The following is a 24,267-nucleotide window of genomic DNA, read 5'->3' as shown; positions in this document are numbered from 1 at the left end:
GGGACCTCAGATGTTCCGGAAGCGGTTGATGGCGTCGATGTGCTGGGCGCGGAGCTCGGGGTTGCTGACGCCGAGGCCCTCCTCGGGGGCGAGCGCGAGGACGCCGACCTTGCCCTGGTGCAGGTTGCGGTGGACGTCGTAGGCGGCCTGGCCGGTCTGCTCCAGGGTGTACGTCTTGGAGAGGGTCGGGTGGATCTTGCCCTTGGCGATCAGGCGGTTGGCCTCCCACGCCTCGCGGTAGTTGGCGAAGTGCGAGCCGATGATCCGCTTCAGCGACATCCACAGGTAGCGGTTGTCGTACTGGTGCATGTAGCCCGAGGTGGAGGCGCAGGTGGTGATGGTGCCGCCCTTGCGGGTGACGTACACGGAGGCGCCGAAGGTCTCGCGGCCCGGGTGCTCGAAGACGATGTCGATGTCCTCGCCGCCGGTCAGCTCGCGGATCTTGGAGCCGAAGCGCTTCCACTCGCGCGGGTCCTGGGTGTTCTCGTCCTTCCAGAACCTGTAGCCCTCGGCGTTGCGGTCGATGACCGCCTCGGCGCCCATGGTGCGGCAGATGTCGGCCTTCTCCGGGGAGGAGACGACGCAGATCGGGGTGGCGCCGCCGGCCAGGGCGAACTGGGTGGCGTAGGAGCCGAGGCCGCCGCTGGCGCCCCAGATGAGGACGTTGTCGCCCTGCTTCATGCCGGCGCCGTTGTTGGAGACCAGCTGGCGGTAGGCGGTGGAGTTGACGAGGCCGGGGGCCGCCGCCTCCTCCCAGCTGAGGTGGCCGGGCTTCGGCATCAGCTGGTTGGACTTGACGAGCGCGATCTCGGCGAGGCCGCCGAAGTTCGTCTCGAAGCCCCAGATGCGCTGCTCGGGGTCGAGCATGGTGTCGTTGTGGCCGTCGGACGACTCCAGCTCGACCGAGAGGCAGTGCGCGACGACCTCGTCGCCCGGCTGCCAGGCGTTGACGCCCGGGCCGGTGCGCAGCACGACGCCCGCCAGGTCGGAACCGATGACGTGGTACGGCAGGTCGTGGCGCTTGGTGAGCTCGGAGAGGCGCCCGTAGCGCTCCAGGAAGCCGAAGGTCGAGACGGGCTCGAAGATCGAGGTCCAGACCGAGTTGTAGTTGACCGAGGAGGCCATGACGGCGACGAGCGCCTCGCCCGGGCCGAGCTCGGGCAGGGCCACGTGGTCGAGGTGGAGCGACTTGCGGGGGTCCTTGTCGCGGCTCTCGACCCCGGCGAACATCTCCGCCTCGTCCTTGTGGACGGTGACGGCCCGGTACGACTCGGGGAGCTTGATGTTCGCGAAGTCGGCGGAAGTGGAGTCCGGCGACTGGATCGCGTCCAGGATTTCCTTCACGGTGTGCCTCCGGCAAAGAGCGTCCGGGAGCGGACGCCTGAGGGATACGTCGGGGAGTGCTGCTGCTGTGGAGGTGTGCCGTCGGTTCGGCTCGGGTGGTGCTGTGGCGGCGCCGGTGTGGGGCGCGAGGGTTGCCTGTGACGCAGGCGTCCGGGCGCACGGCCGTAGGGCTGTGGGGACAGCCGGAACGCGGGGTTTCGCTGCGCTCCGGCCGCCCGGACAACATCAACGTATGGCACCGCGTGTCACGTGACAAGGCACTGCGTGCCAACAATTTCTCTCAGATGCAAAATGGTGCTCACGGATGAGCGATGATCGATCGAATGCCCCTCTGAGCTGGGAGAACGCGACGAGGGCCGCCCCCGGAAAACCGGGGGCGGCCCTCGTCGCGGACCTTCGAAGCTGGGGGAGAAGGGGGCCTCAGCCCTTCGTGAGCGCCTTCTGGATCGTCCGCATGACCTCGTCCAGCGGAGCGTCGGTGCGGGCCACGGCGACCACCACGTCACCCGTGGTCGAGACCCGCGCCGGAGGTGCCGCGGCGGGCTCCGGGGCGGCCGGCCCGGACTGCGCCTGAGGGGCGGAGGAGGGGGCCGGACGGCCCGCGCCTATGCCCGTGCCGAAGGTCTCGCGGACGATCGCGAAGGCGTGGTCGAGCTGGGTCTCCACGTCGCCCTGGCCGCCGGCCCGCAGCCACCGGCGCAGCACGTGGTTGTGGGCGGTCACCACCGCCGAGGCCGCCACCTCGGCCAGCAGCGGGTCGTCGTTGCCGTCGTGGTGGTCGCGCTCGTCGAAGTGGCCCAGGAGGTAGCGGGTGAAGAGCCGCTCGTAGCGGGCCACCGAGGCGATCTCGCGCTCCCGCAGCGTCGGCACCTCGCGGGTCAGCCGGTAGCGGGCCACGGAGATCGCGGGGGAGCCCGCGTACATCTTCATGACCTCCTTGATGCCCCGGCACACGGTGTCGAGCGGGTGCTCGTGCGGCGGGGCCGCGTTCAGCACCGCCTCCGCGCGCACCAGCGTGTCGTCGTGGTCCGGGAAGATCGCCTCCTCCTTGGACCGGAAGTGGCGGAAGAAGGTCCGCCGGGCCACCCCGGCCGCCGCCGCGATCTCGTCGACCGTGGTGGCCTCGTACCCCTTCGTCGCGAAGAGCTCCATCGCGGCGGCCGCCAGCTCCCGCCGCATCTTGAGCCGCTGGGCGGCGGCACGGGTCCCCGCCGCGCTCTCCTGAGCGTCGGACGGAGAGGTGGCACGGGGTGTCTTCACGGCCTTGGGCATGACCCGAACGTACTGCATCGGTGCAGGAAGACGCGCCTGCGGGGGCGGGCCGCCGACGGGCTCCAGGAGCCCGCCCCACCCCCGCCGAGGCTCGGTGGGCTCAGCGCCGGGCATATTCGCGGAAGCCGCGCCCCGTCTTGCGGCCGAGGCAGCCGGCGGCCACCAGGTGCTCCAGGAGGGGCGCCGGGGCCAGGCCCGGGTCGCGGAACTCGCGGTGCAGCACCTTCTCGATCGCCAGCGAGACGTCCAGGCCGACCACGTCCAGCAGCTCGAACGGCCCCATCGGGTAGCCGCCGCCCAGCTTCATCGCGGTGTCGACGTCGTCCAGGGTCGCGTAGTGCTCCTGGACCATCTTGACCGCGTTGTTCAGGTACGGGAACAGCAGCGCGTTGACGATGAAGCCGGCCCGGTCGCCGCAGTCCACCCCGTGCTTCCCGATCTTCGCGGTGACCTCGCGGACGGTGGTGTGCACGTCGTCGGCGGTCAGGACCGTACGGACGATCTCGACCAGCTTCATCGCCGGCGCCGGGTTGAAGAAGTGCATCCCGATGACGTCCTGCGGGCGGGAGGTGGCCCGGGCGCAGGCCACGACCGGCAGCGAGGAGGTCGTGGTGGCCAGCACCGCGCCCGGCCTGCAGATCTTGTCCAGGCGGGCGAAGAGCTCCTGCTTGATCCCCAGGTCCTCGGCGACCGCCTCGACGGCCAGGTCGACCTCGGCGAAGGCGTCCAGCGAACCGGCCGGCGTGATCCGGGCCAGCGTCTGGTCGCGGGCCTCCCCGGTGATCCGGCCCTTGTCGACCGAGCGGGCCAGCGACTTCGCGATGTAGGCCTTGGCCGCGTCCGCCTTCTCCTGCGAGCGGGCGGCGAGGACGACGTCGTACCCGGCCTTGGCGAAGACCTCGGCGATGCCGGAGGCCATCGTGCCCGAGCCGGCCACGCCGACCGAGCGGACCTCGCGGCCCGCCCCGCCCGGGCCCGACGCGTCGGGGGTCAGCGCGTCGGCGACCTTCTCGGCCGAGCCCGGCGCAGCGTAGGAGTAGAAGCCGCGGCCCGCCTTGCGGCCGGTCAGACCGGCCTCGGAGAGCTGCCTGAGGATCGGCGCCGGGGCGTGCAGACGGTCGTGGGAGGCCTGGTACATCGCGTCCAGGACGGTACGGGCGGTGTCGATGCCCACCAGGTCGAGCAGCTCCAGCGGGCCCATCGGCAGGCCGCAGCCCAGCTTCATCGCCGCGTCGATGTCCTCGCGGGAGGCGTAGCGGGCCTCGTACATGGCCGCGGCCTGGTTCAGGTAGCCGAAGAGCAGCCCGTCCGCGATGAAGCCGGCCCGGTCGCCGACCGCCACCGGCTCCTTGCCGAGGTCCTGGGCCAGCCGGGTGACCGCGTCCACCGCCCGCGGGTCGGTCAGCACCGAGGAGACCACCTCGACCAGCTTCATCGCCTGGACCGGCGCGAAGAAGTGGAGGCCGAGGACGCGCTCCGGGTGCGCCGAGTCGGCGGCGAGCCGGGTCACGGAGAGGGCGTTGGTGCCGGTCGCGAGGATGGCGTCCGGCCGGACGATCCCGTCCAGCGCCCGGAACACCTCCTGCTTGGTCTCGTACGACTCGGGGACCACCTCGATGACGAGGTCGGCCGCGGCGGCGGCCTGGAGGTCCGAGTAGACGCGGAAGCGCGCCAGCGCGTCCTGCCGCTCCTCCTCGGTGATGCGCTCACGGGCCACCGCGCGGGCGGTGGACGCCTCCAGGGCGGCGACGGCCCGGCCGGCCGCGGATTCGCTGACGTCGATGCCGACGACCTCGCGGCCGGCCCGGACGAGGACGTCGGCGATGCCGGTGCCCATGGTGCCGAGACCGACGACGGCGATGGTGGAGAGAGGGGTGTCCATCAGGGGACTCCTGGGAGGAAGAGTGACGACTGAGGGCGGTGCGCGCGCGGAAAGAAGAGGGGCGCGGGAAATGCCGGGGGCGCGGTCCGCCGCAGGGATGCGGCGCCGCGGTGTACGGAGATGCGGCCCCGGCGCACGGCGGCGGGGGCCTGGAGAAAAGAGGGGGCGAAGGCTCTGTCCCTGAGCCACGCCGAGAACTGCCGAACCGACCAGCGCCCGCCGCGGCTGCGTCACCAGGCCGCGGCGAGAAGTGCGGGGGTTCCCCGCTCACTTGAGATTAACCGGCGGGTAACGAGCGCGCCAGTCCTGGGAAGTCGGGAAAATGTGATGTGGATCGCGGATAGCCTCGGATTCATGGAAAAGCCCGAGGGAATCTCCGACGATCCCGAATTCTGCTCGATGATCGATCGATTGCGGGACGAGATCGAGAACACGGAGGGAAGTGTTCCCGCCGCATTCGGAGAACTCGCCCGCACCACCGATCCCGAGGAACTCCACGGCCTGCTCACCGCCCCCGGGCAGCCGCTCTGGACCCGCGAGATCGCCGCCTACCGGCTCGGCACGGCCGGCGACCCCCGCGCCTTCGAGGCCCTGGTGCTCCTCCTCAACCACCGGGACCCCGAGCGGTGCGTCACCGCCGCCCACGCCCTCGTCCGGCTCGGCGACCCGCGCACCGCCCGGGCCGCCGCCGCCCTCGCCACCAACGAACTCCGCGCCGCCTACGCGCTGTTGCCGGTGCGGCTCCTCGCCGACCTACGCGCGCCCGAGTCCGTCCCCGCCCTGGTCGCCGTGCTGGAGCGCCGGCTGGTGGCCGGCGACCCCCACTGGCGGGTCGGACTCGCCTGCGTCGAGGGCCTCGGCGCGCTCGGCGACCCGCTGGCCCGGGACGTCCTCGAGGCGGCCCTCCCGCACCCCCGGCTCGGCCGCGCCGCCGAGCGCTCGCTGACCCTCCTCGGCGGCCCCGCGGTCTGACCGGCCGCCCGCGCCGACGACCCGCCGGAGACCGCCGGGCACCCCGGCGAGCCCGGCGAGGACGGGTGGGAGCGCCGCCAGCGCGAAACAGACGGCGAGCGGGAGCCGGTCGACCAGCAGGCCCGCCCCCGCGGTCGCGGCCGTGGTGCCCGCGTTGAAGGCCGTGTTGACCCGGGCGCCGGCCCGGGTGCGGCGCTCCGCCCCGACGGACTCGTCGGCCAGCAGATAGGCGGTGGTCAGCACCGGGGCCACGAAGAGGCCGCCCAGCGCCATCCCGGCGACCAGGACGTACGGATGGGGGGCGAGTCCCGTCGCCCCCAGCACCGCGCCGAGAGCGAGCCCGAGGACCGTGAGCCGGGAGGCGAGGGAGCCCCGCCACGGCACGGCGCCGAGGACGAGGCCGCCGACGGCGCTGCCCGCGGAGAGCGCCGCCAGCGCCCAGGGCATCAGCCCCGGCCGTCCGGCCGCGTCCGCGAAGGCCACCACCAGCAGCTCCACCGCCCCCAGGCACAGGCCCAGGGCGGCCGCCCCGGCCGTCGCCCGCCGCAGACCGCGCGGTGAGGGGCCCCCGCCGGAGGGACCGGGGGCGGGTTCCGGGGCGGGGGCCGTCGCCGCGCCCGGGGCGGACCGGGTCAGCGGCGAGGAGACGAAGAGCAGGCCGCCCGTCAGGACCAGGACCGCGCTCAGCGCGAGGCCCGCCGGCGGGGTGGCCGCGAGCAGCACCAGGCCCACCAGCAACGGGCCCGAGACGAAGAGCAGTTCCTCCGCGACCGTGTCCAGGCTGTACGCCCGGCGCAGCAGGTCCCGGTCGGTCAGCTGCCGGCTCCACAGCGCGCGCATCACCGGCCCCAGCGGCGGTGTCGCGGTGCCGGCCGCCCCGGCCAGCGCCGTCAGGACGGCGTCCGGGGTGTGGGGCCGGGCGCAGACCGCGGCGAGGGCGGCGAGCAGCACCGCGTACAGGAGGACGAGCGGGGGCAGGGCGCGGCCGGGGCCGTGCCGGTCGACGAGCGCGGCCCGGACCGGCGACAGGACCACGGAGGCGAGCCCGAAGGCCGCGAGCGCGGTGCCGGCGGTCGTGTACGAGCCGGTCGTCGCCTTCACGGAGAGCAGCAGGGAGAGGGGGGCCGTCCCGTTGGAGAGCCGGCCGAGCAGGGCGGCGCCGAAGGTGCGGCGCGCGTAGGGGGCCCGCAGCACCGCCGCGTACGAGGGCACGGCGGAAGGCGTGGGGGCGGGGGGTGACACGGACACGGTGGTGTTCCTCGGAGAGGGCGCGCTTCAGCCCAGGGGGGAGCGCGCCGGGTGTGCGGGGACGGCGGGACGCCGCGCCGGGGACGGACCCTGGGCACGGAGGTCGGGACGCCGACTCCTACGCACGGAAGAGGAACACGCGCGCCAACGTAGCAGCAGCGGTGCGGGCCGGACCAGCGCGCCCGTGGCGATGCCCGCACCCCGGGGGGCGCGGGCATCGCCACGGGCGGTGGACCGGGGTCAGCGCACGTGGCCGAGGAGGCCGTGGAGGGCCGTCCCGGCGGCCTGCATCGGGGCCGAGGCCTTCCGGCCGGCGTCCTTCGGCGCGGCGGCCGGGTCGGGCTCGGGCCCGGGCAGGGCGGCGCAGACCGCGTCCACCTCGGAGTCGCCCTCGGCGCGCGGCACGGTGCCGGTGGCGAGGTAGGTGCTCAGGTGCGCGTCGAGGCAGTCGTTCCCCGCCAGGGTCACGCCGTGGTTCCCGCCGCCCTGCTCGACGACCAGGCTGGAGCCGCGCACCATCCGGTGCAGGGCGAGCGCGCCCTCGTACGGGGTGGCGGCGTCCTCGGTGGCCTGGAGGATGAGGACCGGCGGCAGCTGGTCGTTGGTGACGTCCGGCGGGCTGAGCGGTGCCACCGGCCAGAACGCGCAGGGCGCGTTGTACCAGGCGTTGTTCCAGGTGGAGAAGGGCGCCTTGGCGTGGACGTCCCAGTTGTCCTTGCGCCAGACGTTCCAGTCCTTGGGCCAGGCGGCGTCCCGGCACTGGACGGCGGTGTAGACGGAGTAGCCGTTGTCGGCGGCGGAGTCGGCCTCGCCGTACCGCTCCCAGGCGGCGGTGAGCGGCGCCGGGTCCTCCTCGTTCACGTACGCCGAGAAGGCGCTCGCGAGCTTCGGCCAGTAGCCGTCGTAGTAGCCGCCGGGCAGGAAGGTGTCCTCCAGCTCCCCGGGGCCGACCTTGCCGCCGGCCGGGGAGTCGCGCAGCTCCTCGCGCATCCGGTACCAGGCGGCCTCGACGGCGGCCGGGTCGGTGCCCAGCCCGTAGGCGGCGTCGTGCTCGGCCACCCAGGCCATGAAGTCCTTGTGGCGGGTGTCGAAGGCGTAGTCCTGCGCGATGTTGTCCTCGTACCAGACGCCGTTCGGGTTGACCACGGAGTCCAGCGCCATCCGGCCCACCCGCTCCGGGTACAGGCGGGCGTAGACCGCACCCAGGTAGGTGCCGTACGAGTAGCCGAGGTAGTTGATCCGCTCGGTGCCCAGCGCCCGCCGGATGAGGTCGATGTCGCGGGCGGTGGAGACGGTGTCGATGTACGGGAGGACGTCCTGGTGCTTCTTGCCGCACGCGGCGGCGAAGGCCTGGGCGCGCTCCAGGGCGGCGCGCTCGGCGTCGGTGCCGCGCGGCACCGAGTCGGGGCGCACCGGGTCGAAGTGGCCGGGCCGGCAGTCGAGCGCGGGCTCGCTGCTGCCGACGCCGCGCGGGTCGAAGCCGATGACGTCGTACCGGGCCGCGACGTCGGCGGGCAGCGAGGCGGCGACGTAGCCGGCCATGCCGCGCCCGCTGCCGCCCGGGCCGCCCGGGTTGACCAGGAGCGGCCCCAGGGAGGTCTCGGCGGTGTGCGGGATCCGGGTCAGCGCGAGCGTGATGCTCCGGCCGGCCGGGTCGTCGTGGACGAGCGGCACCTCGAGGGTGGCGCACTGGAGCCGGGGATACGCCTTGGTGGCGCAGCCGGTCCAGGCGAGGGAGGGGAGGGGGCGGGGGGCCGGTTCACCGGTGCCCGCTGCGGACGCGGGCAGGACGGTGACCGTCCCGGCGACCAGTGCCCCAGCGGCGATCAGCATTCCTGCGCGGGTGGTCATGGAGCGTGGAGTGCCCCGCGGGGCGGGGGGACACGACCTGTTCCGGCGGTAATCGACCCGAACGGAGGGGTCGATGACGGCGTGTCAGGTGACCTCTCGGCGTGTCGGCGGGCCCGGAGCGCGGCGAGGTGCTCCGGGTCGCGCGTCGGCGGCGGCGGGCCGGGGGCGGGGCGCGGGGCGGCCCGGTCGGCGGGACCGATCCCGAACTCGGCGGCGAGCTCGTGGACCTGGCGGGTGACGCTGCGCTGGTACCGGGTCGGGGCGTAGGCGCCGCCGGCGTACATCCGCTCGTACCGTCCGACCAGCCCGGGGTGGCGGCGGGCGAGCCAGGCCGTGAACCACTCGCGGGCACCGGGCCGCAGGTGGAGGACGAGGGGGGTGACGGAGACGGCGCCGGCCTCGGCGGCGGCGCGGACGGTGGCGCGCAGCTGCTCGGGGGAGTCGCCGAGGAACGGCACGACGGGCGCCATCAGGACCCCGCAGTCGATGCCGCGCTCGCCCAGGGCCCGGACCACGTCGAGGCGGTGGTGCGGGGAGGGCGTGCCCGGTTCGAGGGTGCGCCACAGCTCCTCGTCGGTGAAGCCGACCGAGACGGAGACGCCGACCTCGGTGACCTCGGCGGCCTGGGCGAGCAGCTCCAGGTCGCGCAGGATCAGGGTGCCCTTGGTGAGGAGGGAGAAGGGGTTGGCCCGGTCGCGGAGCGCGGTGAGGATGCCGGGCATGAGCCGGTACCCGGCCTCGGCCCGCTGGTAGCAGTCGACGTCGGTGCCCATCGCGATGTGGGCGCCCTGCCAGTGGCGGGAGGCGAGCTGGCGGGCGAGGAGCTCGGGGGCGTTGACCTTGACGACGATCCGGGAGTCGAAGCCGGGGCCGGTGCCGAGGCCGAGGCGGCCGTGGGCCCCGCGCGCGAAGCAGTAGACGCACGCGTGCGCGCAGCCCCGGTAGGGGTTCACGGTCCATTCGAAGGGCATCCGGGAGGCGCCCGGGACCCGGTCGAGGATGGTGCGGGCCCGGATCTCGTGGAAGGTGACGCCGCGGAACTCGGGCCCTTCGAGGGTGCGGACGGTGGCCGCGTCCGCGCCCCACGGGGAGGCGTCGGCGGGCGCGGGAGGGTTCTCGCCCAGGTGATCCCGGCGCATGGGCGCCTCCTCGCTCTCGCTCGTGCAGACGTTCGATTGACGCGGCGCCCAGAATAGAACATCCGTTCCCTTGATCGTCGCAACCCCGATTTCGCGCCCCGCGGGGCACGTGGTTCGCTTGGGCCCACACCCCCCGACGAACCATGACAGCTGGAGGAAATGCGATGGCGCAGGTCGAGGCCACGACGGAACGGATCATCGCGGCGGACGCGGAGACCGTGTTCGACACGCTGGCCGACTACAGCGGCACGCGCGCGAAGCTGCTGCCCGAGCACTACAGCGAGTACGAGGTGCGCGAGGGCGGCGACGGCGAGGGCACCCTCGTCCACTGGAAGCTCCAGGCCACCAGCAAGCGCGTCCGCGACTGCCTCCTGGAGGTCACCGAGCCCACCGACGGGCAGCTCGTCGAGAAGGACCGCAACTCCTCCATGGTCACCACCTGGACCGTGACCCCGGCCGGCGAGGGCAGGTCCCGCGCCGTCGTCACCTCCGTCTGGAACGGCGCCGGCGGCATCGGCGGCTTCTTCGAGCGGACCTTCGCCCCCAAGGGCCTCGCCCGGATCCACGACGCCGTGCTCGCCAACCTGGCGGCCGAGACCGAGAAGTAACGCCCGGGGCGTTCACCGATTCGAGTGGATTCCCCGCCGCCCCCGTACCGGCGCCCGGCATGCCGAGGGGGCGCGGGGAGTTCCGCAAACGCGCTGATGAGCGCCGCAAGTGCCCCTCCGCTCCGCGCCGTTCGCCCGCACCGCACCCCCGTCGGGCCACCGCGCGCCCGTACCGCCCGACTTGCTCCCGCTTCGCGCCCGATGCGAAGAATGGCCCGGCGCCGAGGCCGCTTCCGAGCCCGGCCGGAGCCGTGACGAGGGGAGCCGTACGTGGGTGCGATCACGCTGGTGAAGGACGCCGGAGGGGCCGCCGCGCTCCCCGGCGACGGGCCGGCCGGCGGACCCCCGCCGCCGCCCCCGGCCGACACCCCGCTCGACCCCCGCCGGGTCCGCCTCGTCTTCTTCGGCCTGATGCTCGCGCTGCTCCTCGCCGCGCTGGAGCAGATGATCGTCGCCACCGCCCTGCCGAAGATCGTCGGCGAACTCCAGGGCCTGGACCGGATGTCCTGGGCGATCACCGCCTACTTGCTGACCTCCACCATCGGCCTGCCCGTCTACGGCAAGCTCGGCGACCTCCTCGGCCGCAAGGGCGTCTTCCTCTTCGCCATCGTCGTCTTCGTCATCGGCTCCGGACTCGCCGGCTGGTCCCGCAGCATGGACGAGCTCATCGCCTTCCGCGCCCTCCAGGGCGCCGGCGCCGGCGGCCTCATGATCGGCGTCCAGGCGATCATCGCCGACATCGTCCCCGCCCGCGAACGCGGCCGCTACATGGGCATGATCGGCGCCGCCTTCGGCCTCGCCTCCGTCGCCGGACCGCTCCTCGGCGGCTTCTTCACCGACCACGTCTCCTGGCGCTGGTGCTTCTACTTCAACGTGCCCTTCGGGCTCGTCACCCTCGCCGTCGTCGCCGTCGTCCTGAAACTGCCCAAGCCGAAGACCCGCGCACGCTTCGACGTCCTCGGCACCCTGCTCCTCGCCGCCGCCTCCACCTGTCTGGTCCTGCTGACCAGTTGGGGCGGGACGGAGTACGACTGGGACGACCGGGTCATCATCGGCCTCGGCTGCGGCGCCGCCGGAACCGTCCTGCTCTTCCTGGTCGTCGAGCACCTCGCGCCCGAACCCCTCATCCCGCTGCGGCTGTTCCGCGACTCCGTCTTCACGGTCACCGCGCTCGTCGGCGCCGTCGTCGGCATCGCCCTCTTCGGCGCCGCCAGCTACCTGCCGAGCTTCCTCCAGATGGTCGAGGGCGCCACCGCCACCGAGTCCGGACTCCTGATGCTCCCGCTCATGGGCGGGATCGTCGTCGCCTCCGTCGTCTCCGGCCAGCTCATCAGCCGCACCGGCCGCTACAAGGCCTACCCGGTCCTCGGCGCCGCCCTCGCCGTCCTCGGCATGGGCCTGCTCTCCCGCATGGACATCGGCACGCCCCGCCTCACCCACAGCCTCTGGCAGGCCGTCCTCGGCACCGGCATCGGCCTGATCATGCCCGTGCTGATCCTCGCCGTGCAGAACTCGGTCCGCCCCGCCGACCTCGGCACCGCCACCAGCGCCCACAACTACTTCCGCCAGATCGGCGGCAGCGTCGGCGCCGCGGTCTTCGGCACCGTCTTCGCCGCCCGCCTCGACGACGCCCTCGCCGACCGGCTCCCCGCGCTCCAGGGCTCCGGCGCCCAGGGCGCGACCGCCCTGCCGCCCGCCGAGGCGATCACCCCGCAGACCGTGCACGCCCTGCCGCCGGCCGTGCGCGACCTCTACGTCCAGGCGTACGCGGACGCCATGCCGCGCATCTTCCTCTACCTCGTGCCGGTCCTCGTGCTCGGCCTCGTCCTCGCCTTCTTCCTCAAGGAGAAACCGCTGGTGTCCCACCACAGCCCCGCCACCGAGGCCGCCGACGCCCCCTACGACCGGGCCGCCGCCCAGGCCGTGCCGCCCGCCCGTCACGCGGCCCCCGCCCCGGCCCCGGCCCCCGCCCACCACCACGGCGGTCTGCCGGTCTGCGGCACCGTCCAGCACCACGACGGCAGCCGCGTCCCCCGTGCCGCCCTCACCCTCATCGACGTCGGCGGGCGCCAGATCGGGCGCGGCGCCAGCGGTGAGGACGGGCGGTACGCGCTCAGCGTGCCCGGCAGCGGCGCGTACGTGCTCATCGCCGCCGCCGGCGGGCACCAGCCGCAGGCGGTCTCCGTCACCGTCGGCGACCGGCCCGTCGAGCTCGACGTCGTCCTCGGCGGCGCCGGCCGCCTCGCGGGCAGCGTCCTCACCGCCGACGGCACCCCCGTCCGCGACGCCGCCGTCACCCTCACCGACGTGCGCGGCGAGGTCGTCGCCTCCACCCGCAGCGGACGCGAGGGCGGGTACGTCATCACCGAGCTGGTCGCCGGCGAGTACACCCTCGCCGCCAGCGCCCCCGCCTTCCGGCCCGCCGCCGTCCCGGTCAGCGTCCAGTCCTCCCGCGAGACCCGGCAGGACATCGAGCTGGCGGGCGGCGCCGTGCTGCGCGGCACCGTCCGGGCCGGCGGCGGGCGCCCGGTGGAGGACGCCCGGGTCACCCTCCTGGACGCGGCGGGGAACGTCGTCGACACCCTCACCACCGGGCCCGACGGCACCTTCCGCTTCGTCGACCTGTCCTCCGGCGAGTACACGGTCATCGCCGCCGGCTACCCGCCCGTCGCCACCGTCCTCCAGGTGGCCGGCGGCGGCCGCACCGAGCGCGACCTCCAGCTCGGCCACCAGGACTGACCGGACCCGGACCTCAGGAGGCGGCCGGCGCCGCCTTGCGCAGCGCGGCGATGCAGCTGCCGATCGCCTCCTGGAGGGCTTCGAGCCGCTGGAGCATGTCCTCCTCGTAGATCTCCTCCTCCATGACCTCGTCGAGCGTCAGCTCCTCGAAGACCTTCGTGGCCTTCTGCAGGCTGCTGTAGAAGCGGGTCCTGCGCTCCTGGACGCGCAGCGCCGGGTCCTCCTCGACGGCCCTGGCGACGAGCCCCCGCACCGACTCGTAGGCCTCGCCGGCCCACTCGCCGGCCTCCTCCGAGTCGTCCAGCTCGTCGAGCAGCGACAGGTGCCGCTCGGCCTCCGCGCGCACCTCGGCCGGCGCCTCGACGGTCTGCCCAGCGGGCGTCTTGACCTGACCGTTCTCGACGATCTGGCGGACGTAGCCGATCCGGTCCGCGACCTTCGCCTCGCTCGCCACCGCCTTCTTCAGGTCGTCGGTGCGGGCGATGGCCCGGGCCATCTCCGTCTGGAGCGCCGGGTCCTCCTTCATCCGGTCGAGCAGCGCCCCGCGCGCCGCCTCGGCCGTCCCCGGGTCGGCGAGGATCGCGGCCCGCAGCGCCGTCGGGTTCTCCGCCACCTCCAGCGCCTTCGTCGGCCGGATGCCCTCCGCCTCGGCCGCCGCGCTGATCGCCTGCCCGCGCACGGAGGAGGCGCTGTTGCGGGAGGCGTAGTACGACAGCCAGACGTCCGCGTCCGGCAGGTCGATCTCCGCGCCCGGCTCCAGCACCTCGAACTGCGGCACCAGACCGTCGTCGGCCGCCATGTCCCACGCCTTGTAGTACCGCATCACGCGCTCCGCCGAGCACCCGGCCAGCGCCGCGAACGCGCGCGCCGACACCTTCCGGGCCGCCGCGCCCTCGGCGGGCTGCCCGCCGGGCCGCACGCTGCGCGCCACCTTGAGCGCGAACGCCCAGCCGCCGGTCCGGGCGTAGACCCCGAAGTCCCGGGCGTCCCGCACCACGACGGGGTCGTGGTCGGCGGGGTCGGCGGACGCGTCCTCCGCGTCCTCCCCGGCCCCGGCGTCCTCCACGCCTCCCGCGGCCTCCTCGGGCGCCCCGTCCTCCTCGGGCGCACCGGGGCCGGGGGCGGCCTGCGGCTCCGCCGCCCCGGGGACCCAGAAGCCCTCCTCCGGCTCGTCGGCGGGGGTGGGGGTGGTGTCGGACGGATCGAGGGCGATGGTCACCGAGGGCACTCCGGTTCGGTCGGGCGGGACAACTGCGGCCGACAGCCTATACATACCTCTTGGCGATGTTTGGTCCGTTTCGGAGAACGGGCGGGAACGTGCCGGTGGTCCAGGCCGGTGGCGGTTTTCCACAGGGGTGGTACGGGCGTCCGGCGGCGCGTACGGTGCCTGACATGAAGATCCTCATCAGCGCCGACATGGAGGGCGCCACCGGCGTCACCTGGCCCGCCGACGTGCTGCCCGGCACGGCGCAGTGGGAGCGCTGCCGCCCGATGTTCACCTCGGACGTGAACGCGGCGGCGCTCGGCTTCTTCGACGGCGGAGCCGACGAGGTGCTGGTGAACGAGGCGCACTGGACGATGCGGAACCTCCTCCTGGAGCGGCTCGACGAGCGCGTCGAGATGCTCACCGGGCGGCACAAGGCGCTGTCGATGGTCGAGGGCGTCCAGCACGGGGACGTCGACGGGATCGCCTTCGTCGGCTACCACACCGGCGCCGGCGCCGAGGGCGTCCTCGCCCACACCTACCTGGCCAACTCGATCACCGGCGTCTGGCTGAACGGCCTCCGGGCCAGCGAGGGCGTGCTCAACGCGCACGTGGTCGCCGAGTACGGCGTCCCCGTCGTCCTCGTCACCGGCGACGACCTCACCTGCGAGGACGCCGTCGACTACGCCCCCGAGGCCCTCAAGGTCGCCGTCAAGGACCACGTCTCGCGGTACGCGGCCGTGTGCCGGACACCGGCCCGCACCGCCGCCGACATCCGGGCCGCCGCCCGTGAGGCCGCCGCCCTCGCCGTCCGCCACGACCCGGTCCACGCCGGGCCGCACACCGTCCAGGTCGAGTTCGACGCCGAGCACCTGGGCGCCGCCGCCACGGTGGTTCCCGGCGTGGCGCGGAGCGGCGAGCGGCGCGTCGCCTACACCAGCGGGACGATGTACGAGGCGATCCGCACGTTCAAAGCGGTCACGACGATCGTCTCGGCCGCCGTGGAGGAGCAGTATGGCTAGCAGCACGCCCCCCGCGGGCGCGTCCCCCGTGGACGCGCCCTCCGCAGGACCGGACGCGAAGGCGCTCGACGAGGTCGTCGCCTTCACCTCCGACCTCATCCGCATCGACACCACCAACCGCGGCGGCGGCGACTGCCGCGAGCGCCCCGCCGCCGAGTACGTCGCCGAGCGGCTCGCCGGAGCCGGGCTCGACCCCACCCTCCTGGAGCGCACCCCGGGCCGGACCAACGTGGTCGCCCGCATCCCCGGCACCGACCCCACCGCCCCCGCGCTCCTCGTCCACGGACACCTCGACGTCGTCCCCGCCGACCCGGCCGAGTGGACCGTCCACCCCTTCTCCGGCGAGGTCCGCGACGGCGTCGTCTGGGGCCGCGGCGCCGTCGACATGAAGAACATGGACGCGATGGTCCTCGCCGTCGCCCGCTCCTGGGCCCGCCAGGGCGTCCGCCCGCGCCGCGACGTCGTCCTCGCCTACACCGCCGACGAGGAGGACAGCGCCGCGGACGGCTCCGGCTTCCTCGCCGACCGGCACGCGGCCCTCTTCGACGGCTGCACGGAGGGCATCAGCGAGTCCGGCGCCTTCAGCTTCCACCCCCAGCCGGGCATGACGCTCTACCCGATCGGCGCCGGCGAGCGGGGCACCGCCTGGCTCAGGCTCACCGCCCACGGCCGGGCCGGCCACGGCTCCAAGGTCAACGAGGCCAACGCCGTCACCCGCCTCGCCGCCGCCGTCGCCCGCATCGGCGCCCACACCTGGCCCGTCCGGCTCACCGCCACCGTCCGCGCCGCCCTCACCGAGCTGGCCGCCCTGCACGGCATCGAGGTCGACACCGACGACCCCCACCTCGACGTGCCGCTCCTCCTCGACAAGCTCGGACCGGCCGCCGCCCTCGTCGAGGCCACCGTCCGCAACAGCTCCAACCCGACGATGCTCCAGGCCGGCTACAAGTGCAACGTCATCCCCGGCCAGGCCGTCGCCTACGTCGACGGACGGATGCTCCCCGGCACCGAGGAGGAGTTCGCCGCCACCATGGACCGGCTCACCGGCCCGGACGTGGCCTGGGAGTTCCACCACCGCGAGGTGCCCCTCGAAGCCCCCGTCGACGTCCCGACCTTCGCGAAACTGCGGGCGGCCGTCGAGCGCTTCGACCCGGACGGGCACGCCCTGCCCTTCACCATGTCCGGCGGCACCGACGCCAAGCAGTTCTCCCGGCTCGGCATCACCGGCTACGGCTTCTCGCCGCTGAAGCTGCCCCCCGGCCTGGACTACGGCGCGCTCTTCCACGGCGTGGACGAAAGGGTCCCCGTCGACGCCCTGCACTTCGGCGTCCGGGTGCTCGACCACTACCTGAGGACCGCGTAGACCCGCACGCCCGCGAAGAACCGACCCGGACCCTGGGGGATCGAGGATGCAGAACACGGCCGCCTACGGCAGCTGGCCGTCACCCGTCTCGGCCGCGCTCGCGGCCGCCGGCGACGGGCGGCCCGACCACCTGGGCACCGTCGGCGACGAGGTCTGGTGGACCGCGCCCCGCCCCGCCGAGGGCGGCCGCCGCACCCTCGTCCGGCGCCGTGCCGACGGCACCGAGGAGACCCTCCTGCCGCCGCCGTGGAACGTGCGGAGCCGGGTCATCGAGTACGGCGGCCGGCCCTGGGCCGCCGTCGAGCGGCCCGGCACCGGCCCCCTGCTGGTCTTCTGCCACTTCCCCGACCAGCGGCTGTACGTCCACGAGCCCGACGCGGCACCCGGCGCCGCGCCGCGGCCGCTCACCCCCGTCTCCGGGGTCGGCGGCGGACTGCGCTGGGCCGACCCCGTGCCGATGCCCGACCGGGGCGAGGTCTGGTGCGTCCTGGAGGAGTTCACCGGCCCCGCGCCGACCGACGTCCGCCGGGTCCTCGCCGCCGTGCCGCTCGACGGCTCCGCCGCCGACGACCGGACCGCCGTGCGGGAACTCTCCGACGGACGCCACCGGTTCGTCACCGGGCCCCGCGTCTCGCCGGACGGCCGGCGGGCCGTCTGGCTCGGCTGGGACCACCCCCGGATGCCCTGGGACGGCACCGAGGCGATCCTCGCCACGATCAGCGCCGACGGCACCTTCGAGGACGCCCGGCCGGTCGCCGGCGGACCGGAGGAGTCGGTGCCGCAGGCCGACTGGGACGCGGCCGGCCGGCTCCTCCTCGCCAGCGACCGCACCGGCTGGTGGAACCTCTACCGCGCCGAGGTCGCCGCCGACGGCGCCCTCGGCCCGCTCCGGGCCCTCTGCCCCCGCGAGGAGGAGTTCGCCGGACCGCTCTGGCAGACCGGACTCACCTGGTTCCGGGCCCTGGAGACCGGGCCCGTCGCCGTCCTCCACGGGCGGGGCGACGCCGTCCTCGGGATACTCGACCCCGACACCGGCACCCTCGCCGACGCCCCCGGTCCCTGGACCGCGTGGAGCTCCACCCTCGCCGTCCACGGCAGCCGCGTCCTCGGCGTCGCCGCCGGCCCCGACCGCCGCCACGAGATCGTCGAGCTCGACACCCGCACCGGCCGCACCCGGGTCGTCGGCTCCCCGCACACCGACGCCGTCGACCCCGCCCACTACCCCGACCCCGTCGTCCGCACCTTCACCGGCCCCGGCGGGCGCGACATCCACGCCCACGTCCACCCGCCGCGCAACCCCGCCGCCACCGGACCCGCCGGCGAGCTCCCGCCCTACGTGATCCGCGCCCACGGCGGCCCCACCGGGCACTCCGCCCTCGTCCTCGACCTGGAGATCGCCTACTTCACCTCGCGCGGCATCGGGGTCGCCGAGGTCAACTACGGCGGTTCCACCGGCTACGGCCGCGCCTACCGCGAGCGGCTGCGCGGCGAGTGGGGCGTCGTCGACGTCGAGGACTGCGCCGCCGTCGCCGCCGCCCTCGCCGCCGAGGGCGCCGCCGACCCCGCCCGCCTCGCGATCCGCGGCGGCAGCGCCGGCGGCTGGACCAGCGCGGCCTCCCTCGTCCGCACCGACGTCTACGCCTGCGGCACCATCGTCTACCCCGTCCTCGACCTCAAGGGCTGGGCCACCGACGAGACCCACGACTTCGAGTCCCGCTACCTCGACGGGCTCGTCGGGCGCATCGACGAGGTGCCCGAGCGGTACGAGGAGCGCTCGCCGGTCGAGCACGTCGACCGCATCACCGCGCCCTTCCTGCTCCTCCAGGGCCTCGACGACGTCATCTGCCCGCCCGCCCAGGCCGAGCGCCTCCTCGCCCGCGTCGCCGGCCGGGGCGTCCCGCACGCCTCCCTCTTCTTCCCCGGCGAAGGCCACGGCTTCCGTCACGCCGACACCATGATCCGCGCCCTGGAGGCCGAACTCGCGCTCTACGCCCGGGTCTTCGGCTTCGACCGGCCCGACGTCCCGGAGCTGGAGCTGCGCACGTGACGGCCGCCGTACCGGAACTGGCCCGCCCGCCCCGGCTGCGGCCCGGGGACCGGATCGCCGTCGTCGCCCCCTGCGGCCCGGTGCCCGAGGACCGGCTCCTGCCCGGGCTCGACCTGCTGCGCGCGTGGGACCTCGAACCGGTCGTCGCCCCGCACGTCCTCGACGTCCACCCGGAGATCGGCCACCTCGCGGGCACCGACCGCGACCGCGCCCGCGACCTGACGGAGGCGTACACCGACCCCTCCGTCGCCGCCGTGATCTGCGCGCGGGGCGGCTACGGGGCCCAGCGCACGGTGGACCTGGTGGACTGGCCGGCGATCCGCGCGGCCGGCCCCAAACCCTTCGTCGGCTACAGCGACGCCACCGTCCTGCACGAGGCCTTCGCCGTCCGCGCGGGCCACGCCACCCTGCACGGGCCGATGGTCGCGACCGCCGCCTTCCTCACCGAGCCGCGCACCCGGGAATCGCTGCGGGCCACGCTCTTCGAGCCCGAGGCGGTCCGCACCCCGGCGACGGGGAGCGCGCTGGTGCCGGGCCGCGCCGCCGGAGTCACCCTCGGCGGCTGCGTCAGCCTGCTCGCCGCCGAGCTCGCCACCCCGCACGCCCGGCCCTCCGCCCGCGGCGGGCTGCTCCTCCTGGAGGACGTGGGGGAGGAGCCGTACCGCCTGGACCGGATCCTCACCCAGCTGCTGCGTTCCGGGTGGCTCGACGGCGTCGCCGGGATCGTCCTCGGCTCGTGGGAGGAGTGCGGTCCCTACGGGGAGGTCCGCGCGGTCCTCGCCGACCGGCTCGGCGGCCTGGGCGTGCCGGTCGTGGAGGAGGCCGGCTTCGGCCACCGCGCCACCGCGCCGACCGTCCCGCTCGGCGTCCCCGCGGTGCTCGACGCGGACGCGGGCACGCTCACCCTCGACGTACCCGCCCTGACCTGACCTGACCTGACCTGACCCGACCTGACCCGGCCTGACCCGGCAGACTGCTCCGGCCGACCCGACCGTCCTCCCCGATCCGAGCCGATCCGAGCCGATCCGATCCGAGCCGATCCGAGCCGATCCGACCGGTCCGGTGCGGCGGGGCTACTCCGCCGCCAGGCGGCGCCGGTGCTCGGTCGCCTTGCTCTGGCTGGTCTCCAGGTGGCGCAGGGCCAGCTCCTCGACGCCGTCCACGTCCCGCGCCTCGATCCGGAGGAACAGCTCCTCGTGCTCCTCGGCCACGACGGCGAAGTCGTCGTGCTGGCCGAGCAGCCAGCGCATCCGGCTCCGCAGCGTGCCCTCCAGCTCGGTCAGCAGGGTGTTGTCGGCGAGCTCGGTGACGGTCTCGTGGAAGTCGGCCGCCGCCCGGCGGGCCTCCGCCCCGTCGCCCCGGGCCGCCGCCGCCTGCTCGGCGTCGAGATCGGCGCGCAGCTTGGCGAGGCCCGCGCGGGTGCGCCGCTGGGCGGCGAGCCGGAAGGCCAGGATCTCCAGGGCGGAGCGGACCTCGATGAGGTCGGCGATGTCCGAGGCGGTGAACTCCCTGACCACCGCCCAGGTGCGCGGCCGGGGCGTCACGAGTCCCTCGTTGACCAGGTCCCGCAGGGCGTCGCGGACCGGCAGCCGGCTCACGTCCAGCTCGGCCGCGATCTCCCGCTCCACGAGCCGGCTGCCGGGCGCCCGCGTCCCGTCGATGATCTGGTCGCGCAGGGTGCGCGTGATCCGCTCCGACTCGGGCCTGAACTCCTCAGCAGCTGTCATGGCGCCATTCTTCCACCGGGGAGGGCGGCGACCGCCGCCCTCCCCGGGGCCGTCACAGCGCCGCGTATCCCGGGCGCACGATCTCCGCTATCAGCCGCTCGCGCTCCGGCAGGGGCAGGAAGGCGGCCTCCAGGGCGGCGACCGTGAACTCCTCGAAGACCTCGGGGCCGTACCCGAAGGCGTCCGCCATGTGCTGGAACTCCTCGCTCATGGTGGTGCCGGAGACCAGGCGGTTGTCGGTGTTCAGCGTGACGCGGAAGCCGAGGCGGCGCAGCTCGTCGATCGGGTGGGAGCCGTAGTCCTTGGCCGCGCCGGTCTGGAGGTTGGAGGTCGGGCAGACCTCCAGGGCGATCCGGTTGTCGCGGACGTAGGAGGCGAGCCGGCCCAGCGTGCCGTCCTCGGCGATGTCGTCGGTGATCCGGACGCCGTGCCCGATCCGCTCGGTGCCGCAGACCTGCACCGCCTCGTGGATCGACTCCGCGCCGACGGCCTCGCCCGCGTGGATGGTGAAGTGGCAGTTCTCCCGCTTCAGGTGCTGGAAGGCGGGCAGGTGACGGGCCGGCGGGTTGCCGATCTCGCCGCCGGCGATGTCGAAGCCGGCGACGCCGTTGTCCCGGTGGGCGACGGTCAGCTCCGCGATCTCCAGCGAGCGGTCGGTGTGCCGCATGCCGGTGAGCAGCGCGCGGACGGTGATCCGGCCGCCGGCGCGGCGCTCGCCCTCGCGGAAGCCGTCGTTGACCGCCTCGACGACCTCGTCGAGACCCAGTCCGGCCTCCAGGTGCTGCTCGGGGGCGTACCGCACCTCGGCGTAGACGACCCCGTCCGCCGCCAGGTCCTCGGCGCACTCGGCCGCGATCCGGACCAGCGCCTCGCGGGTCTGCATGACCGCGCAGGTGTGGGCGAAGGTCTCCAGGTAGCGCTCCAGCGAGCCGGAGTCGGCGGCGTCCCGGAACCAGACCGCGAGCTCGGCCGGGTCCTCGGTCGGCAGCGCGGTGTAGCCGCACTCCCGGGCCAGTTCGACGATGGTGGCCGGGCGGAGCCCGCCGTCGAGGTGGTCGTGGAGGACGGCCTTGGGGGCGCGGCGGATCCAGTCGGAGACGGTGGCCCGGGCAGGCGTGGCAGAGTTGTCAGACAAGTGCATGGCCGGGAAGTGTACGTCATGACCGGCCCGGCGCGAGCGCGACCGCCGGGGGAGGGATTCCGGTACGGCTCCGGGGGCGGAGGTCCCGGGCGCGCCCCGGTCGCCGGCCCGGGGCGCGGGGCGCTCCGGGCGCGGGCTCAGCGGGACTGGAGGACCGGCAGCGCGGGCGCGCCCGTCGGCAGCATGTGCTTGGCGGCCAGGACGGGGGTGTCCCCGACCCGGACCACCTGGGTGACCAGGACGGCCGGGGTGTCCGCGGGGCGGCCCAGCTGCTCGCCGCGCCGCCGCCCGAGCAGGGTGGCCGTGATCCCGCTGTGGGCGTGCAGGGCGACCTCCCGCGAGGCCCCGACCAGCACCGAGAGCATCGACGCGGCGGGCCGCGCCGCCGTCCCGGGGCCGTCCTCGCCCGCCCGCAGCGCGGCGGCGAAGGCGGGGTGGGCGCGGTCCAGGACCTCGTCCGCCGCCGCCCACTCGTGGCACAGCGCGGTGGGCCCGGACTCGCCGCCGAGCACCGACTCCCAGAACCGCAGCTCGGCCCGGGCCGGGGCCAGCAGGTGCTGGGTGGTGAAGTCGGTGGGCTCCTCCAGGGTGCGCAGCAGGGCCCGGACGCGGGGACCCGTGCCGCCGCCGATCAGTTCCTCCAGCGGCTGGAGGTGCTCGAAGCCGCGGCGGGGCGGCCGGGCGTTCACCGTCCGGCCCACTCCCCGGCGCACCGTGAGCAGACCGTCCTCCTGGAGCAGCAGCAGCGCCTCGCGCAGGGCGGGGCGGCTGACGCCCAGTTCGGCGGCGAGCTTCGGCTCGGAGGGGAGGGTGGATCCCGGCGGGTAGGTGCCGTCGTGGACGGCGTCCGCGATCCGCTCGTAGAGCGCCACCACCGGTCGCCGCCGGTGCCCGCTGACCGTCACGGTCCCTCCTCGTCGCGTCCCGTTCCGCCGTCGGGTCACCACGGTAGCGGCCCGGCGTTGTCTGACAAGTCACCCGGACGGCGCTGTCCACCGTCCCCTCGACGTGCCCGTCCCCCCATTCTGGTGCCACGGGTACGCCCGAGACGGACGACGGAGGAGAGGGCGGGCATGAGTCCCAAGGACACGACGGGCACGCGCAGGGGAGACCGGTTCGGCGCGGTCACCCCCGGACGGATCGGGATGGCGGTCGTCGCGGTCCTCCTGCTCGTCTTCATCTTCGAGAACACCCGCCAGGTCAAGGTCCGGCTGCTGATCCCCGAGGTGACGATGCCGCTGTACCTCGCCCTGCTCGGCACCGCGCTGCTGGGCGCGGCCTGCGGCTGGTACGCGGCCCGGAGGGGCCTGCGGGGGACGCGATGAAGCGCGGTGCCCTGATCGGGGCGGGCGCGGCGCTGGCCGTCGCGGCGGTGGCGGCCGGCGCGGCCGGGGACGCGGACTCCCGGCGCTCCCGCCGGGCGGCCCGGGCCGGCCGGCCGCCGATGCCGGACTTCCGCGGCCGGGCCCTGTGGCGGGTCTTCACCCGCCTCGACCACCGCACCCGGCTCGACGTCCACGACGCCAGCGGCCGCGACCGGAGGGTGCTGTGGCCGCCGCGCTGGCGGGTCTGCACCCAGTACCCGGCGGCGGGCGCCGGTCTGGACCGCCGCGCGACCGTCGTGATCGGCGTCCTGCGCAAGGGCGAGCCCTGCCCGCACCGCGTGACGGCGGCCCGGCGCTGACCGGCCCCGGCGGGGATAGCCTGGGCCCATGCCCGACGATCACGGCCGCTTCCTCGCCGCAGGCCCCCGCGTGGGCCTGCGGCCGTTCACGCTCGACGACGCCGGGGAGTTCACCGCGCGGGCGGAGGAGAGCGTGACGCTGCACACGCCCTGGCTGTTCCCGCCGCGCACCCCGGAGCGGTACGCCGCCTACGCGGGCGCGCTGATCGAGGAGCCGGCCCGGGCCGGCTTCCTCGCCTGCGAGCGGGAGGAGGGCGGGCGCATCGCCGGCTTCCTCACGATCAACAACATCGTCCACGGCGCCTTCCGCAGCGGGGCCCTCGGCTACGGCGCCTTCGCGCACGCCGCCGGACGGGGCCTGATGGGCGAGGCGCTCGGCCTGCTCCTCGGCCACGCCTTCGGGCCGATGGGGCTGCACCGGCTGGAGGCCAACATCCAGCCGGGCAACGCCCCCTCCCGCGCCCTGGTGGTCCGCGCCGGCTTCCGCCTGGAGGGCTTCTCGCCCGCCATGCTCCTCATCGACGGGGCCTGGCGGGACCACGAGCGCTGGGCGCTCACCGCCCCTTGCGGTTGATCTTCATCGTGTCGAGGTCGGTCACCGTGGACCTCAGCCCCCTGTGCCCGTGGCCGAGCGCGGCCAGCGCCGCCTCCACCCGCTCCTCGGCGAGCGCGCCGGCCATCTCGTCGCCGTCCTCGGCGTCCGACTCGACGACCAGCCGGTACGAGAAGTGCCGGAGCGTCCGGTCGTAGGCGAGCGAGCCCTCCTCGGTGAAGCGCATCGCCGTCAGGCCGTGCTCCTCCACCTCGGCGAGCAGCCGCTCCCGGCCCTCGGGCGACAGCCCGTCGAAGGTGCCCCGCACGATGACCCGGTAGGTGTGTGGTGTGCCCATCTCTCGTACTCCCGTGGTGCTCCGCGCGCCCGCCACCGCAGCGGACGACCCTCCACCCTAGGCCGGGGGGCCGCCGCGGCGCGCGGCCATTACCGGCGGAGGAAAGCCCTGGTCACGCGGTCTGTTCAGGGCGG

At 74.7% G+C, this 24,267-nt stretch carries 20 protein-coding genes and 1 pseudogene; 10 read left to right on the top strand and 11 right to left on the bottom strand.

The features are described from left to right. Positions 1–6: 6 nt before the first annotated feature. From ccrA to IE287_RS09330, 3 genes are all read right to left on the bottom strand, one after another. Positions 7–1,344: a crotonyl-CoA carboxylase/reductase gene (gene ccrA, locus IE287_RS09340; protein ID WP_189848456.1), complete on the bottom strand. Its 1,338-nt coding sequence runs from the start codon at positions 1,342–1,344 to the stop codon at positions 7–9. A gap of 420 nt (positions 1,345–1,764) precedes the next feature. Then, entirely contained in the window at positions 1,765–2,616 is an 852-nt protein-coding gene (locus IE287_RS09335; protein WP_189848455.1) for a TetR family transcriptional regulator, read from the bottom strand. 100 nt (positions 2,617–2,716) lie between these two features. Next, positions 2,717–4,498 (bottom strand): 3-hydroxyacyl-CoA dehydrogenase family protein, encoded by a 1,782-nt coding sequence (locus IE287_RS09330; protein ID WP_189848454.1) that lies wholly within the window; start codon positions 4,496–4,498, stop codon positions 2,717–2,719. Between the two features lie 354 nt (positions 4,499–4,852). Here IE287_RS09330 and IE287_RS09325 point away from each other — a divergent pair, with 354 nt between their 5' ends. Next, complete coding sequence (locus IE287_RS09325; protein WP_189848453.1) at positions 4,853–5,470, top strand: HEAT repeat domain-containing protein; 618 nt, start codon at positions 4,853–4,855, stop codon at positions 5,468–5,470. Positions 5,471–5,914: 444 nt separating this feature from the next. Here IE287_RS09325 and IE287_RS39395 read toward each other — a convergent pair. The 3 genes and pseudogenes from IE287_RS39395 to IE287_RS09315 all read right to left on the bottom strand — a co-directional run. Beyond that, positions 5,915–6,571: pseudogene (locus IE287_RS39395) on the bottom strand (MFS transporter); the annotation flags it as partial. A gap of 387 nt (positions 6,572–6,958) precedes the next feature. After that, entirely contained in the window at positions 6,959–8,569 is a 1,611-nt protein-coding gene (locus IE287_RS09320) for an alpha/beta hydrolase (RefSeq protein WP_189848452.1), read from the bottom strand. Continuing rightward, positions 8,566–9,708: an Rv2578c family radical SAM protein gene (locus IE287_RS09315; RefSeq protein ID WP_189848451.1), complete on the bottom strand. Its 1,143-nt coding sequence runs from the start codon at positions 9,706–9,708 to the stop codon at positions 8,566–8,568. The genes IE287_RS09320 and IE287_RS09315 overlap by 4 nt, the downstream gene beginning before the upstream one ends. 164 nt (positions 9,709–9,872) lie before the next feature. Between IE287_RS09315 and IE287_RS09310 the strand changes: the two genes are divergently transcribed. Together IE287_RS09310 and IE287_RS09305 are read left to right on the top strand one after the other, a co-directional pair. Further along, positions 9,873–10,316, top strand: a complete 444-nt coding sequence (locus IE287_RS09310; protein ID WP_189848450.1) for an SRPBCC family protein — start codon at positions 9,873–9,875, stop codon at positions 10,314–10,316. Positions 10,317–10,586: 270 nt separating this feature from the next. Beyond that, complete coding sequence (locus IE287_RS09305) at positions 10,587–13,055, top strand: MFS transporter (RefSeq protein ID WP_229883360.1); 2,469 nt, start codon at positions 10,587–10,589, stop codon at positions 13,053–13,055. A 13-nt stretch (positions 13,056–13,068) separates the two neighbouring features. On the opposite strand, the gene IE287_RS09300 is transcribed toward IE287_RS09305, so the two are convergent. Next, positions 13,069–14,274 (bottom strand): hypothetical protein, encoded by a 1,206-nt coding sequence (locus IE287_RS09300; protein ID WP_189848449.1) that lies wholly within the window; start codon positions 14,272–14,274, stop codon positions 13,069–13,071. Positions 14,275–14,447: 173 nt separating this feature from the next. Here IE287_RS09300 and IE287_RS09295 point away from each other — a divergent pair, with 173 nt between their 5' ends. Genes IE287_RS09295 through IE287_RS09280 form a run of 4 tightly spaced genes read left to right on the top strand, consistent with a single transcriptional unit; the run spans position 14,448 to position 19,620 of the window. Next, entirely contained in the window at positions 14,448–15,281 is an 834-nt protein-coding gene (locus IE287_RS09295; RefSeq protein ID WP_189848448.1) for a M55 family metallopeptidase, read from the top strand. After that, positions 15,274–16,644 (top strand): M20/M25/M40 family metallo-hydrolase, encoded by a 1,371-nt coding sequence (locus IE287_RS09290; RefSeq protein ID WP_189848447.1) that lies wholly within the window; start codon positions 15,274–15,276, stop codon positions 16,642–16,644. Before IE287_RS09295 ends, IE287_RS09290 begins: the two co-directional genes overlap by 8 nt. 46 nt (positions 16,645–16,690) lie before the next feature. Next, complete coding sequence (locus IE287_RS09285) at positions 16,691–18,691, top strand: S9 family peptidase (protein ID WP_189848446.1); 2,001 nt, start codon at positions 16,691–16,693, stop codon at positions 18,689–18,691. Further along, complete coding sequence (locus tag IE287_RS09280; RefSeq protein WP_229883359.1) at positions 18,688–19,620, top strand: S66 peptidase family protein; 933 nt, start codon at positions 18,688–18,690, stop codon at positions 19,618–19,620. The genes IE287_RS09285 and IE287_RS09280 overlap by 4 nt, the downstream gene beginning before the upstream one ends. Positions 19,621–19,764: 144 nt before the next feature. On the opposite strand, the gene IE287_RS09275 is transcribed toward IE287_RS09280, so the two are convergent. The 3 genes from IE287_RS09275 to IE287_RS09265 form a co-directional block, all read right to left on the bottom strand. After that, on the bottom strand, positions 19,765–20,418 hold the full coding sequence (locus IE287_RS09275) for a GntR family transcriptional regulator (protein ID WP_189848445.1): 654 nt from the start codon (positions 20,416–20,418) through the stop codon (positions 19,765–19,767). A gap of 52 nt (positions 20,419–20,470) precedes the next feature. Next, entirely contained in the window at positions 20,471–21,559 is a 1,089-nt protein-coding gene (locus IE287_RS09270; protein ID WP_189848444.1) for an adenosine deaminase, read from the bottom strand. Positions 21,560–21,696: 137 nt separating this feature from the next. Next, a complete protein-coding gene (locus IE287_RS09265) occupies positions 21,697–22,464 on the bottom strand; it encodes a GntR family transcriptional regulator (RefSeq protein WP_189848443.1) in 768 nt (255 codons plus the stop codon). Positions 22,465–22,632: 168 nt separating this feature from the next. Between IE287_RS09265 and IE287_RS09260 the strand changes: the two genes are divergently transcribed. Genes IE287_RS09260 through IE287_RS09250 form a run of 3 tightly spaced genes read left to right on the top strand, consistent with a single transcriptional unit; the run spans position 22,633 to position 23,817 of the window. Continuing rightward, positions 22,633–22,884: a lipopolysaccharide assembly protein LapA domain-containing protein gene (locus IE287_RS09260; protein WP_189848442.1), complete on the top strand. Its 252-nt coding sequence runs from the start codon at positions 22,633–22,635 to the stop codon at positions 22,882–22,884. After that, the gene (locus tag IE287_RS09255; protein WP_189848441.1) at positions 22,881–23,243 is read left to right on the top strand and encodes a hypothetical protein; all 363 of its coding nucleotides are present in this window, start codon (positions 22,881–22,883) and stop codon (positions 23,241–23,243) included. The genes IE287_RS09260 and IE287_RS09255 overlap by 4 nt, the downstream gene beginning before the upstream one ends. A 28-nt stretch (positions 23,244–23,271) precedes the next feature. Then, the gene (locus IE287_RS09250) at positions 23,272–23,817 is read left to right on the top strand and encodes a GNAT family N-acetyltransferase (protein WP_189848440.1); all 546 of its coding nucleotides are present in this window, start codon (positions 23,272–23,274) and stop codon (positions 23,815–23,817) included. On the opposite strand, the gene IE287_RS09245 is transcribed toward IE287_RS09250, so the two are convergent. After that, the gene (locus IE287_RS09245) at positions 23,798–24,133 is read right to left on the bottom strand and encodes a DUF6204 family protein (protein ID WP_189848439.1); all 336 of its coding nucleotides are present in this window, start codon (positions 24,131–24,133) and stop codon (positions 23,798–23,800) included. The two genes, IE287_RS09250 and IE287_RS09245, sit on opposite strands and share 20 nt — an antisense overlap. Positions 24,134–24,267: the final 134 nt, after the last annotated feature.

Origin of the sequence: Streptomyces omiyaensis (assembly GCF_014650895.1) — a bacterium.
Taxonomy (GTDB): Bacteria; Actinomycetota; Actinomycetes; order Streptomycetales; family Streptomycetaceae; genus Streptomyces; species Streptomyces omiyaensis.
Note: the sequence above shows the minus strand (reverse complement) of the source record. Positions and strands in the feature narration are given on the sequence as shown.

What these genes read in the sequence shown, in the direction of transcription:
- IE287_RS09335 (WP_189848455.1), bottom strand. Translation starts at nt 2,616, where the DNA reads ATGCCCAAGGCCGTGAAGACACCCCGTGCCACCTCTCCGTCCGACGCT.
- IE287_RS09330 (WP_189848454.1), bottom strand. Translation starts at nt 4,498, where the DNA reads ATGGACACCCCTCTCTCCACCATCGCCGTCGTCGGTCTCGGCACCATG.
- IE287_RS09325 (WP_189848453.1), top strand. Translation starts at nt 4,853, where the DNA reads ATGGAAAAGCCCGAGGGAATCTCCGACGATCCCGAATTCTGCTCGATG.
- IE287_RS09320 (WP_189848452.1), bottom strand. Translation starts at nt 8,569, where the DNA reads ATGACCACCCGCGCAGGAATGCTGATCGCCGCTGGGGCACTGGTCGCC.
- IE287_RS09315 (WP_189848451.1), bottom strand. Translation starts at nt 9,708, where the DNA reads ATGCGCCGGGATCACCTGGGCGAGAACCCTCCCGCGCCCGCCGACGCC.
- IE287_RS09310 (WP_189848450.1), top strand. Translation starts at nt 9,873, where the DNA reads ATGGCGCAGGTCGAGGCCACGACGGAACGGATCATCGCGGCGGACGCG.
- IE287_RS09295 (WP_189848448.1), top strand. Translation starts at nt 14,448, where the DNA reads ATGAAGATCCTCATCAGCGCCGACATGGAGGGCGCCACCGGCGTCACC.
- IE287_RS09290 (WP_189848447.1), top strand. Translation starts at nt 15,274, where the DNA reads ATGGCTAGCAGCACGCCCCCCGCGGGCGCGTCCCCCGTGGACGCGCCC.
- IE287_RS09285 (WP_189848446.1), top strand. Translation starts at nt 16,691, where the DNA reads ATGCAGAACACGGCCGCCTACGGCAGCTGGCCGTCACCCGTCTCGGCC.
- IE287_RS09275 (WP_189848445.1), bottom strand. Translation starts at nt 20,418, where the DNA reads ATGACAGCTGCTGAGGAGTTCAGGCCCGAGTCGGAGCGGATCACGCGC.
- IE287_RS09270 (WP_189848444.1), bottom strand. Translation starts at nt 21,559, where the DNA reads ATGCACTTGTCTGACAACTCTGCCACGCCTGCCCGGGCCACCGTCTCC.
- IE287_RS09260 (WP_189848442.1), top strand. Translation starts at nt 22,633, where the DNA reads ATGAGTCCCAAGGACACGACGGGCACGCGCAGGGGAGACCGGTTCGGC.
- IE287_RS09255 (WP_189848441.1), top strand. Translation starts at nt 22,881, where the DNA reads ATGAAGCGCGGTGCCCTGATCGGGGCGGGCGCGGCGCTGGCCGTCGCG.
- IE287_RS09250 (WP_189848440.1), top strand. Translation starts at nt 23,272, where the DNA reads ATGCCCGACGATCACGGCCGCTTCCTCGCCGCAGGCCCCCGCGTGGGC.
- IE287_RS09245 (WP_189848439.1), bottom strand. Translation starts at nt 24,133, where the DNA reads ATGGGCACACCACACACCTACCGGGTCATCGTGCGGGGCACCTTCGAC.